The sequence below is a fragment of the Pseudogracilibacillus sp. SO30301A genome, assembly GCF_037072025.1.
Classification (GTDB): Bacteria; Bacillota; Bacilli; order Bacillales; family Amphibacillaceae; genus Pseudogracilibacillus.
Genome location: NZ_JAXHDD010000037.1, coordinates 20,718 through 40,494, shown reverse-complemented (window position 1 = coordinate 40,494; position 19,777 = coordinate 20,718). Strand labels below are relative to the sequence as shown.

General features: G+C 36.1%; 17 protein-coding genes and 1 pseudogene. 4 read left to right on the top strand and 14 right to left on the bottom strand.

What is annotated here, in order from left to right; genetic code table 11:
* Nucleotides 1-190 precede the first annotated feature (190 nt).
* From dpaL to SPD89_RS15910, 3 genes are all read right to left on the bottom strand, one after another.
* Nucleotides 191-1,408, bottom strand: a complete 1,218-nt coding sequence (dpaL, locus tag SPD89_RS15920; protein WP_336262937.1) for a diaminopropionate ammonia-lyase — start codon at nucleotides 1,406-1,408, stop codon at nucleotides 191-193.
* A gap of 68 nt (nucleotides 1,409-1,476) precedes the next feature.
* On the bottom strand, nucleotides 1,477-2,562 hold the full coding sequence (locus SPD89_RS15915) for a M42 family metallopeptidase (RefSeq protein WP_336262936.1): 1,086 nt from the start codon (nucleotides 2,560-2,562) through the stop codon (nucleotides 1,477-1,479).
* A 21-nt stretch (nucleotides 2,563-2,583) separates the two neighbouring features.
* Entirely contained in the window at nucleotides 2,584-3,069 is a 486-nt protein-coding gene (locus SPD89_RS15910; RefSeq protein ID WP_336262935.1) for a dUTP diphosphatase, read from the bottom strand.
* Nucleotides 3,070-3,283: 214 nt separating this feature from the next.
* Here SPD89_RS15910 and SPD89_RS15905 point away from each other — a divergent pair, with 214 nt between their 5' ends.
* A complete protein-coding gene (locus SPD89_RS15905; protein ID WP_336262934.1) occupies nucleotides 3,284-4,756 on the top strand; it encodes a BCCT family transporter in 1,473 nt (490 codons plus the stop codon).
* Nucleotides 4,757-4,788: 32 nt separating this feature from the next.
* Nucleotides 4,789-5,559, top strand: coding sequence for an SDR family NAD(P)-dependent oxidoreductase (locus SPD89_RS15900; RefSeq protein WP_336262933.1), 771 nt, complete (start codon nucleotides 4,789-4,791; stop codon nucleotides 5,557-5,559).
* Between the two features lie 58 nt (nucleotides 5,560-5,617).
* Here the strand turns inward: SPD89_RS15900 and SPD89_RS15895 are convergent, their stop codons facing one another.
* The 10 genes from SPD89_RS15895 to SPD89_RS15850 form a co-directional block, all read right to left on the bottom strand.
* Nucleotides 5,618-6,736, bottom strand: coding sequence for a hypothetical protein (locus SPD89_RS15895; protein ID WP_336262932.1), 1,119 nt, complete (start codon nucleotides 6,734-6,736; stop codon nucleotides 5,618-5,620).
* A 551-nt stretch (nucleotides 6,737-7,287) separates the two neighbouring features.
* Entirely contained in the window at nucleotides 7,288-8,007 is a 720-nt protein-coding gene (locus SPD89_RS15890) for a 3-ketoacyl-ACP reductase (protein WP_336262931.1), read from the bottom strand.
* A gap of 1,052 nt (nucleotides 8,008-9,059) precedes the next feature.
* Nucleotides 9,060-9,572, bottom strand: coding sequence for a hypothetical protein (locus SPD89_RS15885; RefSeq protein ID WP_336262930.1), 513 nt, complete (start codon nucleotides 9,570-9,572; stop codon nucleotides 9,060-9,062).
* Between the two features lie 578 nt (nucleotides 9,573-10,150).
* Nucleotides 10,151-11,014 carry an aminoglycoside phosphotransferase family protein gene (locus SPD89_RS15880; RefSeq protein WP_336262929.1) on the bottom strand — a complete coding sequence of 288 codons (864 nt, stop codon included), beginning with the start codon at nucleotides 11,012-11,014 and terminating at the stop codon, nucleotides 10,151-10,153.
* Nucleotides 11,015-11,468: 454 nt separating this feature from the next.
* Nucleotides 11,469-12,230 carry an alpha/beta fold hydrolase gene (locus tag SPD89_RS15875; protein ID WP_336262928.1) on the bottom strand — a complete coding sequence of 254 codons (762 nt, stop codon included), beginning with the start codon at nucleotides 12,228-12,230 and terminating at the stop codon, nucleotides 11,469-11,471.
* A gap of 64 nt (nucleotides 12,231-12,294) precedes the next feature.
* Nucleotides 12,295-12,606, bottom strand: a complete 312-nt coding sequence (locus SPD89_RS15870; protein WP_336262927.1) for a hypothetical protein — start codon at nucleotides 12,604-12,606, stop codon at nucleotides 12,295-12,297.
* A 61-nt stretch (nucleotides 12,607-12,667) separates the two neighbouring features.
* Complete coding sequence (locus tag SPD89_RS15865) at nucleotides 12,668-12,808, bottom strand: hypothetical protein (RefSeq protein WP_336262926.1); 141 nt, start codon at nucleotides 12,806-12,808, stop codon at nucleotides 12,668-12,670.
* Between the two features lie 288 nt (nucleotides 12,809-13,096).
* The gene (locus tag SPD89_RS15860) at nucleotides 13,097-14,515 is read right to left on the bottom strand and encodes a DHA2 family efflux MFS transporter permease subunit (RefSeq protein WP_336262925.1); all 1,419 of its coding nucleotides are present in this window, start codon (nucleotides 14,513-14,515) and stop codon (nucleotides 13,097-13,099) included.
* 208 nt (nucleotides 14,516-14,723) lie between these two features.
* Nucleotides 14,724-15,695 (bottom strand): D-alanyl-D-alanine carboxypeptidase family protein, encoded by a 972-nt coding sequence (locus SPD89_RS15855; RefSeq protein ID WP_336262924.1) that lies wholly within the window; start codon nucleotides 15,693-15,695, stop codon nucleotides 14,724-14,726.
* Between the two features lie 18 nt (nucleotides 15,696-15,713).
* Nucleotides 15,714-16,280: a histidine phosphatase family protein gene (locus tag SPD89_RS15850; RefSeq protein ID WP_336262923.1), complete on the bottom strand. Its 567-nt coding sequence runs from the start codon at nucleotides 16,278-16,280 to the stop codon at nucleotides 15,714-15,716.
* Nucleotides 16,281-17,290: 1,010 nt separating this feature from the next.
* Between SPD89_RS15850 and SPD89_RS15845 the strand changes: the two genes are divergently transcribed.
* Both SPD89_RS15845 and SPD89_RS15840 read left to right on the top strand, forming a co-directional pair.
* Nucleotides 17,291-18,316: an EmtA family 23S rRNA (guanine(2470)) methyltransferase gene (locus SPD89_RS15845; RefSeq protein ID WP_336262922.1), complete on the top strand. Its 1,026-nt coding sequence runs from the start codon at nucleotides 17,291-17,293 to the stop codon at nucleotides 18,314-18,316.
* Between the two features lie 307 nt (nucleotides 18,317-18,623).
* Nucleotides 18,624-18,806: pseudogene (locus SPD89_RS15840) on the top strand (VOC family protein); the annotation flags it as partial.
* A gap of 175 nt (nucleotides 18,807-18,981) precedes the next feature.
* Here the strand turns inward: SPD89_RS15840 and SPD89_RS15835 are convergent.
* Nucleotides 18,982-19,761, bottom strand: coding sequence for an acetoin reductase (locus SPD89_RS15835; protein ID WP_336262921.1), 780 nt, complete (start codon nucleotides 19,759-19,761; stop codon nucleotides 18,982-18,984).
* Nucleotides 19,762-19,777: the final 16 nt, after the last annotated feature.

The window sequence follows — 19,777 nt, the reverse complement described above, 5'->3', positions numbered from 1 at the left end:
TTGGAAATCGACTCGACATCTTGGAAATCGACTCGACATCTTGGATGTCGAGTCATTCTTTCCAGTAATAATTAAATAGTTACGTCACAGTTTGCATCAACTATACACTAAGATCCAACCCTTAAAAATTCATTCTAATCTTCCTGTCCTATAATCATTCGTCTTTCAGGAAAATTTCAGCCTCAGCTTATTATAGTGAATATTTACCACCCCAGACAATGTCTCGGTAATGTATTTCGTCTGTATCTCCTTCTGTATTTATACATAAAACTCTTGATGATTCATCTAAACCAAGATCTTTCTTCACCTGTTTTATATCGTTTTTTTGTAAATAATAAAGCAGACCGGTTGCAACCGCAGCACCTGATTCTCCTGAGACAATTTTCGGATCATCTTGTAACGGATTACCTAGTACTCTCATTCCTAAGGCAGCAATTCGGTCACTTAGTGATACAGATGCGCTAGCATATTGGGACAAAATACGAAACGCTCTCGTATTAGGAGCACCACAACATAGACCTGCCATAATCGAATCGAGATCACCTGTAACGATCTCCATTGCACCTGTTTGATTAGAAAACGATCTGTAATAACAATTTGCCTGATGAGGTTCAACAACAATTATTTTTGGAGCATTCCCTCGATAAAATTGTGTAAAATAACCAGCTATCCCCGCCGCAAATGAACCTACTCCTGCTTGTAAGAAAATATGGGTTGGAGCATCTTCTTCCGTTTCTATTAATTCATCAATTATTTCTTTTGCGATTGTCGCATACCCTTGCATAATCCAGAGCGGGATTTCATCATACCCATCCCACGCTGTATCTTGAACCATGACCCAGCCATTTTCATTAGCTAGTTTTGCACATAATTGTACCGTTTCGTCGTAATTAACATCCGTTACTTTCGCCTCCGCACCTTCATTTTCGATGGCTTGTAGTCTCGTTTCGGCAGACCCTTTCGGTAAATATATAATAGCCTTCTGTCCTAATTCACGAGCTGCCCATGCAACACCTTTTCCATGATTTCCATCTGTTGCAGAAATAAACGTTAATTGTCCAACTTGCTTTTGCACTTCTTCAGATTTTAACTCTTGAAATGATAGTTCGGCTATATCTTTTCCTAGTTGTTTTGCTAGATACTTTCCAATCGCATACATCCCACCAAGAACTTTAAAAGCATTTAAATCGAACCGGTAAGATTCATCTTTTATTGTTAAGTCGGAAATATTTAAGTAGTCCGCTAATCTAGGCAGCGTAACTAATGGCGTTTTTGTATACGCTGGATGAGACTTTTGAAAACTAATTATTTTAGTAATTTCTTCATCCATGAAAAATTTAAGTTCTTCGTCATTATTCGCTGGTAAATATGATTTATTTATAGCTAAAGCTACCTGACTAGTTTCCATTTTTGATTTCCCCTCATTAAAAAACATCGCTCATTTAACTTTCATTAAACAGACGATGTTTAAACATTTTATGCTAAACGAATTTTCTCTAACTTTTTGTCATCCAATTTTTTAATAACCTCGACGATGAGCTTTACAGCATTTTCAAAATCATCCCGATGTAACATCGCCGCATGGGAGTGAATATAGCGAGTTGCGATTGTTATGGAAAGAGCTGGAACACCATCATGCGTTAAATGAATGGCTCCAGAATCTGTTCCGCCTCCTGGCATGGATGAGTATTGGAAAGGAATTTCCTTTTCTTCGGCTGTTTCGATAACGAGATCCCGTAATCCTTTATGAGAGATCATGGAGGCATCATAAAGAATAATTTGAGGGCCTTTTCCTAATTTACTGTCCGCATCTTTATCAGAAACACCTGGCGTATCTCCGGCAATTCCGACGTCTACACCAAAAGCGATGTCTGGCTTAATTAAATGAGCAGATGTTTTTGCTCCTCTGAGACCGACTTCTTCCTGGATTGTCCCCACTCCGTAAACGGTATTAGGGTGTTCTTCATTTTGCAGCTGTTTTAACACATCGATAGCAATCGCACAGCCAATTCGGTTGTCCCAAGCTTTTGCGAGTAACATTTTTTCATTCTTCATTTGCGTAAATTCAAAATAAGGAACGACTGAATCTCCAGGTCGAACACCGAATTTTTCCGCCTCCTCTTTACTTGAAGCGCCGATATCGATAAACATATCTTTAATTTCAATTGGTTTTTTTCTTTGTTCTGCCGTTAAAATATGTGGTGGTTTTGAACCAATGACGCCAGTAATATTCCCTTCTTTTGTCATGATCGTAACGCGTTGGGCGAGCATTACTTGATTCCACCAACCACCTATAGTTTGAAAATACAAAAATCCATTTTTATCAATTCGAGTAATCATAAAACCAACTTCATCGAGATGACCTGCCACCATTATTTTAGGTCCTTTTTCTTCTCCAACTTTTTTAGCAATTAAACTTCCTAAATGATCAGTAAAAACTTCATCAGCATATGGCTTTACGTATTTTTCCATGACGTCACGTGCTTCTTTTTCGTGGCCGGAAATTGCGTTTGCGTCTGTTAATTCTTTTAACATCGTTAAGGTTGGATCTAAATTTGACATATGTATAATATCCTCCTTCTATTAGTATCCTTTTTCTTGTCTTTCATAGTTTACTTCATTTTTCTTATGGTATGCTTCTTGAATTTCTATTTCGGAAAACCCTAATAAATTTGCTAACTGTAAATAATCCTTAAACATTTTTGAATAATTTTCTTCTGTCTGATCATTATAGAATTGGATGCAGCTTTTGAAAACATGGTTAAATTGTTTAGTTTCATTTGAATGTGTAATTGAGAATTCAATTTGAGAGAATTCATATCCTTTATATAAGCCAATAGATAATAGAAAATGAATATTATCCACGTATTCTTCTAAAATGACAGATGTATCCGATTTATCTTTCATACTCCAAAATTTAAAACATCTCGTTTCATTTGCTAACTCACCTAACTCTACCAATAAGGCTAAAAATCTTTCCTCAAAGAGATCTTGTCCATTTAGGTTATGGTTTTGTGCAATATAATTGTCCAAGTCTTGTTGCATAGAAAAAAGCGTCTTCCAATCCACCCGTAATTCCCCCTGTTCTTTCTTTATTGTAACATTAATTGAAACCAAATTATATTAAATTATCAGTTATTCCATTTAAGCGTAAAGTATTACTGTCAATATGTGAAAATTATACTTATACATAGCACGAATAATCTGTTAAATTCACAATTTACATGTTTTGTATCACTTTTCTAAAATTGTTCATACTAACACTACGGTATGGGGTGGTAGTGTGCATATTTCTAAAGTGTTCTGGTATGCGGTAGTAATTTGCGCCGCAATTGTCATATGGGGAGCGATCTTCCCCGACAATTTAAATGATATCACATCGGTTGCTACTGAGTTCATTTATGACCAGTTTGGCTGGTATTATATGGTTATTATTATGGCGATGATTATTCTTTGTATATTTTTAATGTTTTCTCGGTTCGGAAAAATTAAATTAGGTAAAGAAGTCGATGAACCAGATTTTAGCTATCTTGCTTGGTTTGCGATGCTTTTTAGTGCCGGAATGGGAATCGGACTGGTTTTTTTTACGACGGCGGAAACAATTTCTCATGCCTTTATTAACACGCCAAACGCAGAACCTGGCTCCGAGCAGGCGATCGTTGATGCTCTGCAATACACCGCGTTTCATTGGGGCTTTCATGGTTGGGGATTATACGCAATTGTGGCATTAATCCTCGCTTATTTTAAATTTCACATCGGTGCTCCTGGCTTAATTAGCGCAACATTAGAGCCATTATTTGGTGAAAAAATAATGCGCGGAACGACCGGAACAATTGTCGATACACTTGCCATCTTAGCGACTGTCGTTGGGGTTGCATCTACACTAGGGTTTGGGTCGGCTCAAATTAACAGTGGGTTGAATTTTTTATTCAATGTGCCAACAACATTTTGGATTCAGCTCATTATTTTAGTCATTGCTACTTCGTTATTTATCTTATCCGCTTGGTCTGGATTAGGGCGCGGAATCAAGTATTTAAGTTCCGTTAATATGTGGGTAGCAGCTGTACTTGTTTTAGCCTTATTTATCGTTGGTCCTTCCATGTATATTTTAAATATGTTTACAACAACGATCGGAAAATATGCTAGTAATTTTATCGAAATGAGCTTTGAATTAAGACCAGTGAATGCTGAAAAACGTCAGTGGATCAATGATTGGACAATCTTTTACTGGGCATGGTGGATCTCCTGGGCACCTTTTGTTGGCATGTTTATTGCTCGAGTTTCCAAAGGACGGACAATAAGAGAATTTATTGCAGGTGTATTACTTGCACCTACATTGGTCACAATGATCTTTTTTGCCGTCTTCGGTGTGTCAGCGATAAACATAGAACAAAATGGCATTGCTAAAATCTCAGAATTAGCAACGGAAACAACGACATTCGGGATGTTTGAGCATTACCCACTCGGTAACATCTTGTCATTTTTCACTATTTTTGTCATTGCCATATTTTTTATAACGTCTGCCGACTCAGCAACATTCGTCCTCGGCATGTTCAGTACGAAAGGACGACTTAACCCTGCCAACCCAGTAAAAATTGTTTGGGGTCTTGTGTTAGCCGGAATGGCCGCGATCGTATTGTATTCTGGTGGTATCCAAGGCTTTCAGAATATGCTGATCATCGCCGCACTTCCTTTTTCCGTGATCATCATTATGATGGCGATCGCCTTTTTAAAAACCGCAAAGAATGAAATTTAAAGGATAAAATAAATAAAGGAGTTGTCGTAAACGTGCAATTTAAAGACAAAGTAGTACTTATCACCGGTGCAGCAGGTGGAATTGGAATCGCAGCTGCAAAAGCATTTGCAAAAGAAGGTGCAAAGTTAGCATTAGTCGATTTAAATAATGAAGCAATTACTAAAGCAGCGGAATCCATCAACAGTAAAGAAATATTATTACTTACAGCAAATGTCGCCAAAGAAGAAGAAGTAGAAAATTACGTAAAGAAAACAAAGGAACAATACGGACGAATTGATGTATTTATTAATAACGCAGGCATCAATGGTGAATTTAAAAATATTACCGAACAAACAGTAGAAAACTTTCAACATGTGATGGACGTTAACGTGAAGGGTGTCTTTTTAGGATTAAAATATGTACTACAAGTGATGCAAAAACAAACAAGTGGCGCTGTTGTCAATACGGCATCCAATGGCGGTCTACTCGGTGCACCTGGGATGAGTCATTACGTCGCCTCTAAGCACGCGGTGATCGGACTTAATAAGTCAGCTGCCTTGGAAATGGCACCATACGGGGTTCGAGTAAATGCAGTTTGTCCATCTGGTGTCAATACGGAAATGATGCGTAGAATTGAGCGAAACGCGATGGGCGATCAAGCAGAAGTAGCCAGAAAACAATTTGAAGCATCTGTACCGATGAACCGTTACGCAACAGCTGAAGAAATCGCTGATTTAATGGTATTCTTATCATCCGAACAAGCTTCCTTCATTAGCGGATCGTATTACAGAATCGATGGTGGACAAGGAGCTACTTCCGTATAAGTTTTCATCATGAAAAATTACTCTCTACTCCATGTGAGAGAGAGTAATTTTTATTAGTTTATTTGTTAAGATATTTCTCCAATTTCTTTTCTGGTTTACCTAATTTTGGATGAACATTCGTTGCTTTAAACACTTCTTTATTCTCAAATACTCGTTCATCCTCCATCGCGGAATCAATAATTGCAAGAATATCTGCTGAATTAACTAAACTTTTATCCTGCTTCCAGAAATCAAGCTCATAAAAATAAGTACCATCTGTCCATTTGTAAATTTCATTATCTCGATCGTCTTCTTCGTAGATCGTAACTTTTACACCATTTTCAGTCTCTACGTCACCTATTGATGTATAGTAATCAGACATTGTTTCTTCTTTTTCCAAAATTGAATATCTAATTGTATCATACCCACCGATTAGATAAGTGACATCCAGCGACAATTTATCATCATACCCAAAATAAATAATTGACAACGCGCTAAGTTCCGAATAATCATTATTTAATTTAGGGAATTTAATTTTATCTATATCTATAGAAAATATACTATACAGAGGATCGTAAGCACCTTCTGCTTCTGTTTTTAATGTTTGACTAATCATTTCAACTAATTTTTCATTCGTTTCGTCGTTTTCCTTCGCTACTCCAATATTGTACACATTTCCCTTGTATTGACCCCACATATCATACGTTTGGTAAGAGTCACCCATCAAACCGTACATACCATCAATTTTATCATGATCCAATTTCTTTTTATTTTGGAACTCACTGTATCGGTCTTCAAGTACTTTTTCGTTAAAATTTATCATTCCTTTATAAAAAATCATTGGGACATTTTGGTTCCCTTCATAATAAGCAGAATAATTTAATATACCGTCTAAAGGGATATAGTCTAATTGCAAATCGATCACATTTTTTTCATTTTTTATAAAGCCCGGTTTTAACAATTCTCGTTGCTTTTCCATTAAATTTTCAATTGCTTCACGTTCATTCAAAAAATTTTCATCATCAATTAAATTGTTATTTCTTTCCATATCCGAATCATCGTCATTTTCTATCTCTTCTTCCGATACTTGTTTCGTAACTCGTTCACCATCTGCAAACTTATAGAGGATATCATCCATAAGCTGGCTGCACCCTGTCAAAACCATTATTGAAAAAATAATAATAAAGAACTTTCTCATGTTCATCTACTCCCTGTTTTTTTTCCAAAAAAGCCCCATACTATCATAGTAAATCAATGCGCCAACAATTTCTCAAGAGGATAAAGACGTAGGAATTTAGCACTTGTTTCACCTTTATATGCTTTAAAAAAGTTCAGTATCTTCAGACCTATTGTCACTGAACTAACTCTTTATTTGGAAATGATCGATCATTCCCATTCCTTAGCCTCTTCCACTTCTAATTGATTATCATCAAAACGAATCGTACCTTCTGCCTGCTTCTATCTCCTTTCCGGATGCAATGGTGTAGATCTGTTCAGCAAAAATTTTCATCTTTTTCAAGGCTGTAATAATAAACATCATATAAGCAAGACTACCACAAAGGTAGAAATATATAGATAAATGTTATGGTGAAATTATCCATTTATTTAGTTCAATATGTCTTCGTAAAATAAAAAAGTAATCGTTCCCCTAAATAATGCGAAACGATTACTTCTGATCACTCCTCAATGTCAATCTCACACTTTTGTGTTTATCAATCTCTACCTTCCCAACAAATCTATATGAGAAAATTAAGGATTTGTCGTCCAAAGTCCTGCAGATTTCACAAATACTCGTCTATTTAATTTCAGCTGTGCCACGATAAGTTCAGCTAAGTCCTCTGCCTGAAGTACGTTTTCCTCATCGCCTTTCACTAATCCCTGGTTAATTGCCAAGTCAGTCACTACCGTACTTGGCGTAAGTGCAGTAACACGAATATTAGATTTTCGCGCTTCCATTGCAAGTGATTCTGTTAGGCCTAATACGCCAAACTTTGATGCACTGTATGCACTCGTTACCGGACCGCCGCGCTCCCCTGCAGTTGATGAAATATTAATGATGTCTCCTGACTTTTGCTCAATCATCGTCGGTAATACCGCTCGTGTCACATAATACATGCCGAGTAAATTTACTTGAATAATTCTTTCCCACTCTTCAACATCAAGTTCAAGGAATCCACCAAACTTTGCAATTCCAGCATTATTGATTAAAATATCTACGGTTTTAAATTCAGAAATTAATTTTTCGATTGCAGCTGTAACCTCTTCATTTGATCCCACATCCGCAGTCACAATGGAAACATTTACACCTTTACTTTTGGCTTCGTCCGCTACCTTTTGTAAATCCGCCTCTGTTCGTGCAATCAGACCAAGCGAAACCCCTTCTTCTGCAAGTGCTAAAGCTGTTGCTCGTCCAATCCCTTTCCCTGCACCTGTAATGATTGCTTTTTTTCCTTCTAATGATATAGCCATTTTTAAACATCCCTTTCATATGTAATAGTTTTTTTGGTGGTATTCTAATTTTCAACTCAGAATTTACCCGTATGAAATCTTATTTTATCCGTAATACGCTGATAAATTTATACAAACCTTGCGAAAACATCCGCAAAAATCATTCTATCATAAAATTCTCTAAGATAAATAATTGAGGATTTATAGAAATTAGTGTTACTTTAAAAATAAATGTGGTAGACCGTTTTAAACAAGGGATGATAGTGAGCTCAGACAAAGTATAGCTACTGCTACCTTAATTGACAGAATAAATCCTATACTTAATTTATAGTCAAGCAAAAGACGCTAAACCTTCCTCGTTTATTGAAAACTGGGCATTGTATAAGATTCAGATAGCCCAATCATGTTATGGGTAAAACAATAGGTGCCGTCAAGAAAAAGACGCTAGAAACACATAGAACGAAAAGCTGTACTCTGGTAACAGTAGTATAGTCATATCTGCTTTATGCACTGGAGATGGTGGGGTAATGGGATACCCCAATCTTGAGGGATGTTCAAAACAGAAATGGATTAAAGAACGCTTATTCATTCAAAGAATCCCACTGGCGATAGCGAGTTGTCCGTTAACGGGTGGGAGTCTCAAATAAGTTCATCTTTCTTCTTCATCACTTGTCGAAGTCTTTCTTCTAACATATGAAACGAATAATAGTGGTCAGGTACATCCAGATAAGAAACAGCAAGAAAAATAAAAGTGCAAGAACCGAATCATTTTTTAAAATACTCTCAAGTAACTGATAACCGGCGCCATTATAGTTAGACAATTTTTCAATGATCGATAGACTGGATAAAATATAAAGCATTACCATTTCTCGCTACTTTATCAACCCGAACTGTCAAACTTGTATGAATTTAAGTCCGGATTTTTTACTACATTTCTTTCAACTCATTAGAAAACTTGGCTTTATGTTGAAAACTAAAATTGTGATTATGCGAGTCAAAAAAGGATTTATACTTATCTACTAAAAAAAGTAATCGCTACAATTAACGATTACTTTTTTGTCTTAGTGGATGGTTCATTCAACATCCGTTTCATAACGTTCATATTCAATATCAAATTCATCCGCTAGTTCTTCTATTGAGTTATGATATTTTTCCAAAGCCGTGTCATACCCAGAAAATGCTTCATCTAACTCCTCTTCTATCGTAAGATCATTCGTTTCGATCAATTTCAAGTAAATATGGAGTACATTAGTGTACGAATCTAATCCTTCTTTTAAAAACGCATAAGGTTCCTCTAGTTCTTCTATCGGTACATCAATATTTTCAACAATATCTACTGCTTTTTCTGCCTCCGGAATAACCTCATTTTTGATCCGGTCTACCATAACATCTTCTTCTATTTCAGGATCCATTAACAATTCATTAAATAAAAGTGCAGAATTTTCCTGATGCTGACTTGCTTCTTCCACGTCATCATTAATAAATTTTAAAATCGCATCTTGCTGTTTACCTGTGCCAATGCCTAATGCAGAACATCCGACTAAAAAAACGGATATGACACTGACTAGCACCATCTTGTAGTTCATTAAAATACCTCCAATAAAAATTTTACCATCAACGAAACATTATACGTTTCATTTATGAATGACGAAAGAGCCGAAACTCACATTTATTATGACCGACATGAGTCATTAGGAGTAGTATACGAGAAAAAAGTACAAGGTTCCATTTTATTTTTTACTGGAGATCAAAGATCTAATGGAGTGACGCATTACCCTTCTCAACCTTTTAGACGTCGACGAGGCAGAAATCAATTCTAGAGAAAAATAGGTAATGAATATCTGAGTTTATAATATAACAAAAAAATTCAGCTACAATTGTCATAAAACTAAAATATGCGCAATTTCAAGATTTAGCCCTTATTAGTACGTGTTCAAAGGAGGATAAAAAGAACCGAGAAGTTGGAGGCGACGTAGCTCCTGGCAGCGGAATGTATGCTTTTAAATACATGAGCAAAGATCTGGCACGCAGGAAAAGTGATCTTCTTTTCCAAGGAAACGCTTCTAGCACGCAGAAAAAGTGCTTTCCTTTTTCAAGGAGCGAAAAAGCAAGCATTCGTGCGAAATTCGCAGTGTCATTTTTAACGGACTTTTTGAACATGCACTTATAGTAACGCTTTTTTTAGGATTGAAAGATTTTCGTCAAGAAATGAAGCGTTTTTTTCAATTCCGCGACGTTTACACCAGCCAATACTATTAAAAGCATCTGTAAATTGATAAAATGGCAACACAACTTCTAAATCAATTAATGGCCTTATGGAGTTATAACCTTCTTGATAGGACTGATATAAGTTAAAATCGAAACTTAAAAAATCACGATACAGTTTGGTGAAATCGATTTCTGTTGAACCAAACCGTACACTCTCAAAATCTATCATTCCTGAGACTTTATCTTCATCAACAATTATATTTGCTGGACGAAAATCCATATGTATAAAGCTTGGGCCATCTGAAGGAGGTAGCTGTAGTTTCATATTTTCAAATTTTTCAATGGCCTGTCTATATAAATTTTCATCCAAAACTTCCTTTACATCCTCGGCAAAACTATAAAATTGACGTTCGACAAAATTAGACCATTCCGAAAATTCATTTTGTATGCCTGTTAACTTCATCGTAGTAGGTGGCTGAATTTGATGCATTGAGGCATGAAGGATCCCAACTTGAAACGCTACTGTTGGGATAGCCTTATTAGTTAGCGGCTTCCCTTTTAATTCAGATAATAAAAATGCACCGGGAGACACCTCGTCACCAGACCAATAATCCAACATTTTAGGAATGGAAACTCTATCTTTTAAGATTTCATAGGCTTCCAGCTCGCGCTGATATTTCAATTTTGTGTATGGTATTTTCAAATAAACATTTTTCCTGTTTCGTAATTTGCATTTATAAACTGTTGAACTATGGGAATCTTCAACCCCGTTAATTGATAACACATTCAATTCGAACTGTTGAATGACTCGATTTAACATCCAGCTCCTCCTTTTTCTTTAACCTATATTAAAATTTTTAATCCTTTCTTCAACACCTCTGACTTTACATATTATTTAAAAGTTCTATTTTTTTCACAATCAGTTACTCCACATCTAGCACATATCGGTATAAGATTCCTGTTAAGAAAAAGCGCCCTTTTCTAGAACGATTATAATCCATTCGTTTACAATGTCTTTATTGGCCTATCAAGATATCGTTTGAGTGATTCTTTCAATTCCGGGTATGATTCGATTTCCTGTGCTACTTTATTGTCTCTAAAAAACATATAAGAGGATGTTCAAAAAGTCCGGTAATAATGACACTGCGAATTTCGCACGAATGCTTGTTTCTGCGCCGCCTCGAACTTCTTGGTCCTTTTTGCTCCTTTTTGAACACGAACTATATTGGAATTTTTTCCTATTAAGGATAAGCACCCGTTTGTGGAAAAAATAATTATTCAAATTTCTCCATAAAATCCTTTATGACATTTATAAATCTCTCATAATTTGGAATCCAAAGCTGATGTCCTGAATCTTTAAATTCAACGATTTCAAGATTGCTTAACCGATCTTTATATTCCTTCAAAAATTTAGTTTTTAACATTGCATCTTCTTTTAACCCTCGAATAACTAATACCGGACACTTTATATGATCTAGTTGATTCGTTAAATCCGTTTCTTTTAGTTCTTGCTGAAGGGCAGGAATAAAATATTTTTTAGACTTTTCCACTACGGAGTTTGATAAAACTTTTTGTACCCAATCTTTTGGAAGCTGTGGCATACGGGGAGGATAGTCACATATAATTAACCCTTTTATTTTATCAGGTTGTTTTAATGCCGCATTTATTGCATATGGAACCCCCATAGAATAAGCCATCAAATAAAATTCACTTAAACCACAATTATTAATAACAGCTTCCACATCAGAAAAGTGGTCATCAAATGAATAGCCGGTTAATGGTACACTACTTTTCCCACATCCTCTTAAACTCATAGAGACGCATTTTCTTGGCTTAAATTCATTCATTTCATCCAGAAATTGTTCTGCAAATCCTAACATACCAGGTATATATACCAATGGAGATTTATGATTGATTTCAGATTCAGACATAGACTCTAAGTAATGAATAATAACTCCATTGTTATTGACCTGGTGATCAACAAATTTCACTAAACTCATCTCCCCTTGTCTGTCAGTATTTTTATCTTTCTTCAACCATTTGCGCTATTACAGCGCATAATTATTCTATTCTCGTGACCGTCGTTTGTGGAATCTGACATTATCCCCACCACATAGCTAAAACAAACAAAGACCACCACGAAACGAAGAAACCAATTACGACATTTGTCATCAATAAAACAATAAATACTTTTGGCTTTAAATTTTGCCTTGCCAATAGGATAATTTCTATTATGAGTGTAAGTAAAAATAAACTAACACTCGTCACAGTTACAATAATTAATGTTTTAAAGGGGGATTCATAAAATAAATGATCTTCAAAGTAATAAGCTATATCTTGACCGTATAAGCCTAAAAAGGCTGCAAGTAAGGTCATACTAAGTAGAATGATGGATAAAACTATTCGTTTCATAACAATAACTCTCCATTTCATTCACGACCTGGCTCTATTTCTCAAGTTTGGACGCTGAGCCTTATTCCAGATTAGCGCCTGTTTTTTCGAAAATATCCTCATTTCCAAGGAACTGCCTATCATATGCGATTAATTTATATTCTGGATTAGAATTCATTATTTCTTCTTCGATTTCCATCAATTTAATATCGTTTTTTACCAAAGTAAATACATTTATCCCCTCCCTTTACACCATCTGGCTGTTGTTTGAATAGACATTTAAAAATAATTTAAATAAAGTGTACCATAAATGTATTTTATAATCCGATTAAAATTTATGAAGAAAATCGATGAATTTACAATAAATCTAAATCGTACTTACATATTATCCAGTTGCCTTAATATGATATATTGACTTGCAACTACCTATTTTAAAAATTAATGTAAAAAAAGTTCAATTAAGAGCACAATTTGATATTTTGTACTCTTGATCTGAACTACTCATACATTTTCATGCCTGCTTTTTTAATGGCGCTGATGATTGTTTTGATTTTTTTATATAAAAAGATAATATCAATCCGAGAACCGAAATCACCCCTGCAACTATGAAGGAAACATTGACACCGTGGATTAGCCCTTCAACTCCTGCTTCCGGGATTGCACTTGTTGCCATAATCGTTACAAGCATCGCCGTTCCAACTGCCCCCGACACTTGGCGGAACGTATTGTTCATTGCTGATCCATGTGGAATTAAGTGAGGAGGCAACTCATTTAATCCTGCTGTCGTAACTGGCATCATCACCATCGCAATCGCCAACATCCTAAAAGCATTCATTACCGCTAAGAAAGGGAACGAGGTTTCCGTGGTCAAATTCGTAAACATAAATGTAGTAATCACTAATATGAAAAATCCAGAAATCGAAAGTCCTCTCGCTCCAAATCGATCAAAAAGGCGTCCAGTAATTGGGTTCATTAATCCCATTATAATCGCTCCTGGAAACAATACCAATCCCGAATCAAACGCTGTAAATCCGAGCATGTTTTGCATATATAAAGGCAGAATGACCGCTGTCCCGATCATTGACATAAACACTATCATTCCCAGCCCTGTCGTCAGGGAAAACATTTTGTATGAAAATACCCTAAATTCCAAAATAGGATGCTCCAATTTCAGTTGCCTTAAAATAAAAATAAAAAGCGAAATTGCACCTACGATAATGGAAATGACAAATTGTGCACTGACCCAGCCGACACTTCCGGCAATACTAAATCCATACAACAATCCACCAAATCCAAAAGTTGATAGAATGATTGACAAGATATCTACTTTTGGATTCGTTTGTTCCGTTACATTTTTCAGTAAAAAATAGGCCGCAACAATATTAATAATGGCAATTGGCAACACTACATAAAAAACGCTTCGCCACGGAAAATGATCGACAAGCCAACCGGATAAACTCGGACCAATCGCCGGCGCAAAAGCGATGACAAGTCCGAACATTCCCATCGCAGTTCCTCTTCGTTCAACTGGAAAAATTAAAAACATAATTGTTTGCATTAATGGCATCATAATCCCCGCTCCAGCCGCTTGGAAAATTCGTCCAATTAAAAGTAACGAAAAGCCGGGAGCAACCGCTGCGACAAGTGTACCAAAAGCAAATAAACTCATCGCCGTTAAAAACAGCTTTCTCGTCGTAAACCGTTCAATTAAAAAAGCCGTAACTGGAATCATAATCCCATTTACAAGCATAAAAATCGACTGCAGCCATTGCACTGTACTTTCATTTAAATTTAAATCTTCCATAATCGGTGGAAGTGCTGTACCTAAAAGCGTCTGATTTAAAATCGTAATAAACGCTCCTGATAGTAATACTAAAATTAAAGGAAGATTTTTTCTTATATAGTTTTCATGTGATTGATTTTCAACCAAAATATAACCCACTTTCCAGCAACTATGTATCGTTTTTGTACAATCATCCAATTAATTTTAACATACGCTAAATTATACAGAAAGAATAAGAGCATTTTAAAAAAGAAATAATCGTCCGTCATTAATGATTTTTTTCTTTTACCAAGCCAAAAATTCCAGCTGTATCAGAATTAGCCGTAATAACTTTAAAATGTGAAATCATTTTGTTCTACATTTGCTCTTCTACAGCTTCGTATAACATAATCGTTTCCAAAAAACGATCCTCGATCTCCTCGGTTCCGATAATTACCGAAATTACCCGTACGTCACCCATTTGAACTGTCCCTGTGAATCCATATCCGGCCTCTTCTGTAAAACCCGTTTTTAACCCGTCCACTCCGTCATACGTTACATCGACGTCTATAAAATCTACCTCTGTGCCTGTTAGCATCCAGTTCGAGTTAGTATACGTCTCTCCTTGAAAATCAAATTCTTTAAGCTTGGTCACCTCTAACAGATCAGGAAATCGATCGATAATATACTTGGTAAGTGTAGCCAAATCATTTGCCGACATCATATTTTTATCATCAAGTAAACCAGTTGAATGAAATCCTTGCAGATCATCATTCGTTAACCCGGTACTATTAACGAAATGCGTGTCCTCTAGTCCCAGTTCACGCGCCCTCTCGTTCATGAGCGCCACAAACTCTTTTTCACTTCCACTCATTGCTTCTGCTAATGCAATCGTGGCTCCGTTTGCAGACCGAATCGCCATCGCATGAAATAACTCTTCCATTGTATAGGTTTGATCCTGCTCTAAAAGAACCGAAGAAAACCCGGGATGATTGGAAATGGTATATGCATAATCACTGATTTTAGTAGTATCCTCCCAGCGAAGCACCTCTTCTTCAATTGCTTCTAAAATTAACAACTCTGTCATTATTTTTGACATGCTTGCAACAGCTAGAGATGTAGAACTATTTTTCTCAAAAACTACTTCACCCGTTACTGCATTGATCAAGATAGCTGCTTCTGCCTGAATATCCAAATCAGAAATCGGATCAACAACATACCTCTGGGGCATGTTTTTTCGCTCAAGCTGAAGTACCCTTTCCGGAGAGTGTATTTTATCTTCTTCAGATGCATTACTATTACACGCCGTCAATAATATTAGAATGATTAATAGTTTGATTCGCTTCATCATTTCCTCCAAACTCGTCTATAAATGAGTAATTTGATTATAATTTTTGATCATCCACTTATCTTGGTCATAATATATATTACTTATACAAGCATGGCTTAAACTCGTCTTCCCTGAACCGATATCGCCATTCGAGATGGTTGCAAGGATCGCATTAATCACTCCACCATGTGCAACAAGCAGCACCTTTCCACCAGGATACGTATCATGAAGTTTCTGAATGCCTCCCATCACACGAGTCGTCAAAGATTCTCGCGACTCCTGATTTGGGAATTCCCGATCCGGAAACATCGCTTCCCGTTCTTCTCTCGTCATCCCTTCTGCATCCCCATAGTCTCTCTCTTTAAAAGCAGCCATCTCGATAATCGGTAGTTGTAATTTCTTATTAATAATTAGTGAAGTCTCCTTAGCACGGGTGAGTGGACTAGAAATGATAACGTCCCAATTAGATTGAGCCAGGAACGTGGCACATTTTTCCGCTTGTTCCTTTCCCGTTGGATTCATTGGAATATCGGCTATTCCCTGCATCCGTCCCTCTCTATTCCAATCTGTCTCGCCATGCCTTATTATACAAATCGTAGTCATATGCAAACTCCTTTCTAATAAGGCAGATTTTTTTCTGTATTGATAGAGATTATAACACGTTATTCAGGTCACTTTCACTAAACGAATTACTGAAATCCCACTAAAACCTCACTAAAACTACTACCTACTTCAGTTTAAGAATGTAATCATAGACTAGTACATTTTTTGTTTATAATTATGGGAAATTAGATTTCTTTAATTGGAAATCACTTGCTGTTTCCATTTGTATGGCCCCGTAATCCTTACAAAAAAAGAACAATATAAGGAAACAACCAATTAAATATCTGGCTATTAATCGACGCCGATTTTTATGGCGAAATGCAATATCAGTTTTTGCAGTGTTAAATAACAACACTCTTATAGGATGTAGTTATTTTTTTAAAAAATTTTGGAATATATATTTATAAAAAGTGGGTATTCGGATTATCGTGTGGAAAAAACTAATAGTTAATTGTTGTATATACAACCATAAATCGGATAATTGTGTAGAAAATTATTTTTTCAACCTTATGATAAGTAACTAAACACTATACTCCACATTCTATTTCTGTACTTAACATGTATGGTTCATTTAAAATAATTGTATAAGTTAAATTCTATATCCCTTCAAAAAGCATGTTGGTTTGCGTTATCGAGAAGAAAAAGAAATACGATAAATTGTTGATTTTTTAAATCCGATGTTTTAAGATAATGGTAATATAAATGGGTGGAGGTATTCTAATCATGATGATGGCAGTGTTCTTGACAGTTATTCGATAATCACAAATTGAATAACAATGATACTTGAAAAAACCCCTTGATAGACGGGGTTAATTTGTCGTGTAGTTTTCAAGTATCAGCAGTCAATGAACTGAGGTCTATCATAATGCCGTTAAATAATACTGTCTAACACTCTCGTGTAAAACAGTTTATAGTTAAAGTTTACAAGAAGTCGTGATGAATCTTAAGGTAGTTCATTCACGGCTTTTTTGTGTTCTTAAAACGGCGTTCAAAAAATTGGAGGCGTTAGTATGACTCTTTATTTTGCGAGCGTATTGCCTGGATTAGAATACGTTTTATCAAATGAGATTAACAACAAGGTGAGTGATTCTGAAATAATTCAAATAAATAGAGGGAAGGTATTCTTTACCACAGCTGAGACTTTTACATGTTTAAGTTCTTTAAGATCGGCAGATAACTTGTTTCAACTGATTGATCAATTTCAAATTGGACCACATAAAAAGCATTTATTTCAGGTAAGTGAGCCAATTTCCCAGTTGGACTTGGATTTTATTGATAATAAACAGTTATTTTGGGTAAATGCAAGCCGTAAAGGAAAACAATCCTATAGTCGTTTTGAAGTAGCAAAAAAAGCAATGGAGGGTATTCATAAGCATTACCCCGACTGGAATATTGGAACGTCTCAAAATCATCAGCTAGAATTCAGACTCGACATGGAACATCATCATGTGATTTTTTCACTTCGGCTAACAGATGCTACGTTTCGTTTTCGCAATCAGAAACGACGGTTCTCTCGTGCATCATTACTTCCTACCGTAGCTCATGCGATGGTGTGGTTGTCAGATCCTAAATCAACAGATATTTTCGTAGACCCTTGTTGTGGTTCAGGCACAATTTTGTCTGAACGAGCCACATACCCCGCAAACCAGATACTTGGTGGAGACATATCTGGTGTAGTCACAAAGGTTGCTAAGAGTAATCTTGATGATTTGAAGGTGCAAATTAATGTTTGGGATGCACGGCAATTGCCTTTTTCTACTGGTTATGTCGATAAAATTGTAACGAATCTTCCATTTGGGAGACAGATTTCACCTGACGAGGATTTAGAATCGTTCAATCACCATATGATGAATGAAATATGTAGAGTCTTGAAGCCAAGTGGGAGAGCCGTTATTTTGTCTGAAAGCGCAAATCAATTGTTTTGGGAAGCAAAACGATTAGGCCTTTCTTGTCTGGAATCTTATCCTTTGAGTTTGAAGGGTTTGAATCCTACCTTGTTTGTGTTTGAAAAACAAGATGAACATAGAAAGAAGTAGCAGAAAGATTTATTCCATGTAGAAAAAGATGTTTTTCAAGTAGAGAATATAGTCAATCATATATTTCATGATAATATTTCGAAAGTTGTGTGCAAAATGGTCTTTAATATGGTTATCGTTTTAAAGGTAATCTCAGAAAGAGATTTATTATAAATACTGAAAGGAAGTTATCATGTTAACCAATATGCTTAACCTCTCAAATTTTAAAATTATCGATATGTAAAATAGTGATGATGATTACCGTTTTTTTGGTAGAGTCTGGAACTCCACCTCCTACCTACTAGCCAAAATATGATTCTGTTCCAAACCTGAATCCGAACAATGCGGCTGGTTGAAAGATAAATTCGGAATTTCCTGGAAAATTGTACCAAGAGAAATGGATGAGATGATGGCGAGTGGAACACAGGAGCAAATTAATCGTGTCAATCAAGCAGTTCTTAAAATGAAAAAACTTGATATTAAAGAGATGCGGAAAGCATACGAAGGATAAATGGCAGAAAAGTCTAGGTTCATCGATACTGTATAAAAATTATATTGATTTTTTTACATAACAATAAGTATATCCGATTCAGCTTGGATTTTGGCAAAATAGTCAAAGCCTAATTTCTCGATTAAAATTAGGCTTTAAGCTTTTTCGTGACACTCTACTACAGATATTCAAGTTTTTATCGGTATACCATACCACCGTCCGTGAGAATGTTTTGTCCAGTGATATAATCTGCATTCGGTGAAGCTAAAAAGGATACAAGATTAGCTACATCTTCTGGGGTTTGAGTACGACCAAGTGCGATTCCCTCGGCAAATTTTTCGAATGCTTCTCCTTTTTTCGTCCCCATAAATGTCATCATTTTTTCATCAATCCGTTCCCACATCGACGTTCCTACAATTCCAGGACAATACGAATTGACGGTAATTTTATGACTCGCGAGTTCTTTCGCTGCTGCATGTGTTAATCCTTTTACAGCAAATTTTGTTGCCGAATATGTGCTCAACATTTCAAAACCTTCATGTCCTGCGATACTACATGCATTAATAATTTTCCCGCCTTTTCCTTGTTCAATCATTTGTCTCGCTGCCGCCCGAATACCATAGATAACCCCTTTCACGTTAATTTCCATAATGAGATCCACTGCTTTTGGTGTAACTTCCGTAACCGGAGCTACCTCGCCTTCAATTCCGGCATTATTGATAAAAACATCTAAGCTACCAAATGTATCTACCGCATGTTTGACAAGGACATTTTGATCGTCAAGCCTGGAAACATCTCCAACAAATGAAGCAACTTCAAACCCATTATTTTTAAACTCTTGTTCTGCCCCACGCAACGTTTCTTCATTAATATCACTTAATACAATGGAAAAGCCATCATTTACTAAACGATTCGCTAATTCATTACCTATTCCTTGACCTGAACCTGTAATCACTGCAACTTTTTGTGTACTCATTCTCTCTACCTCCCTT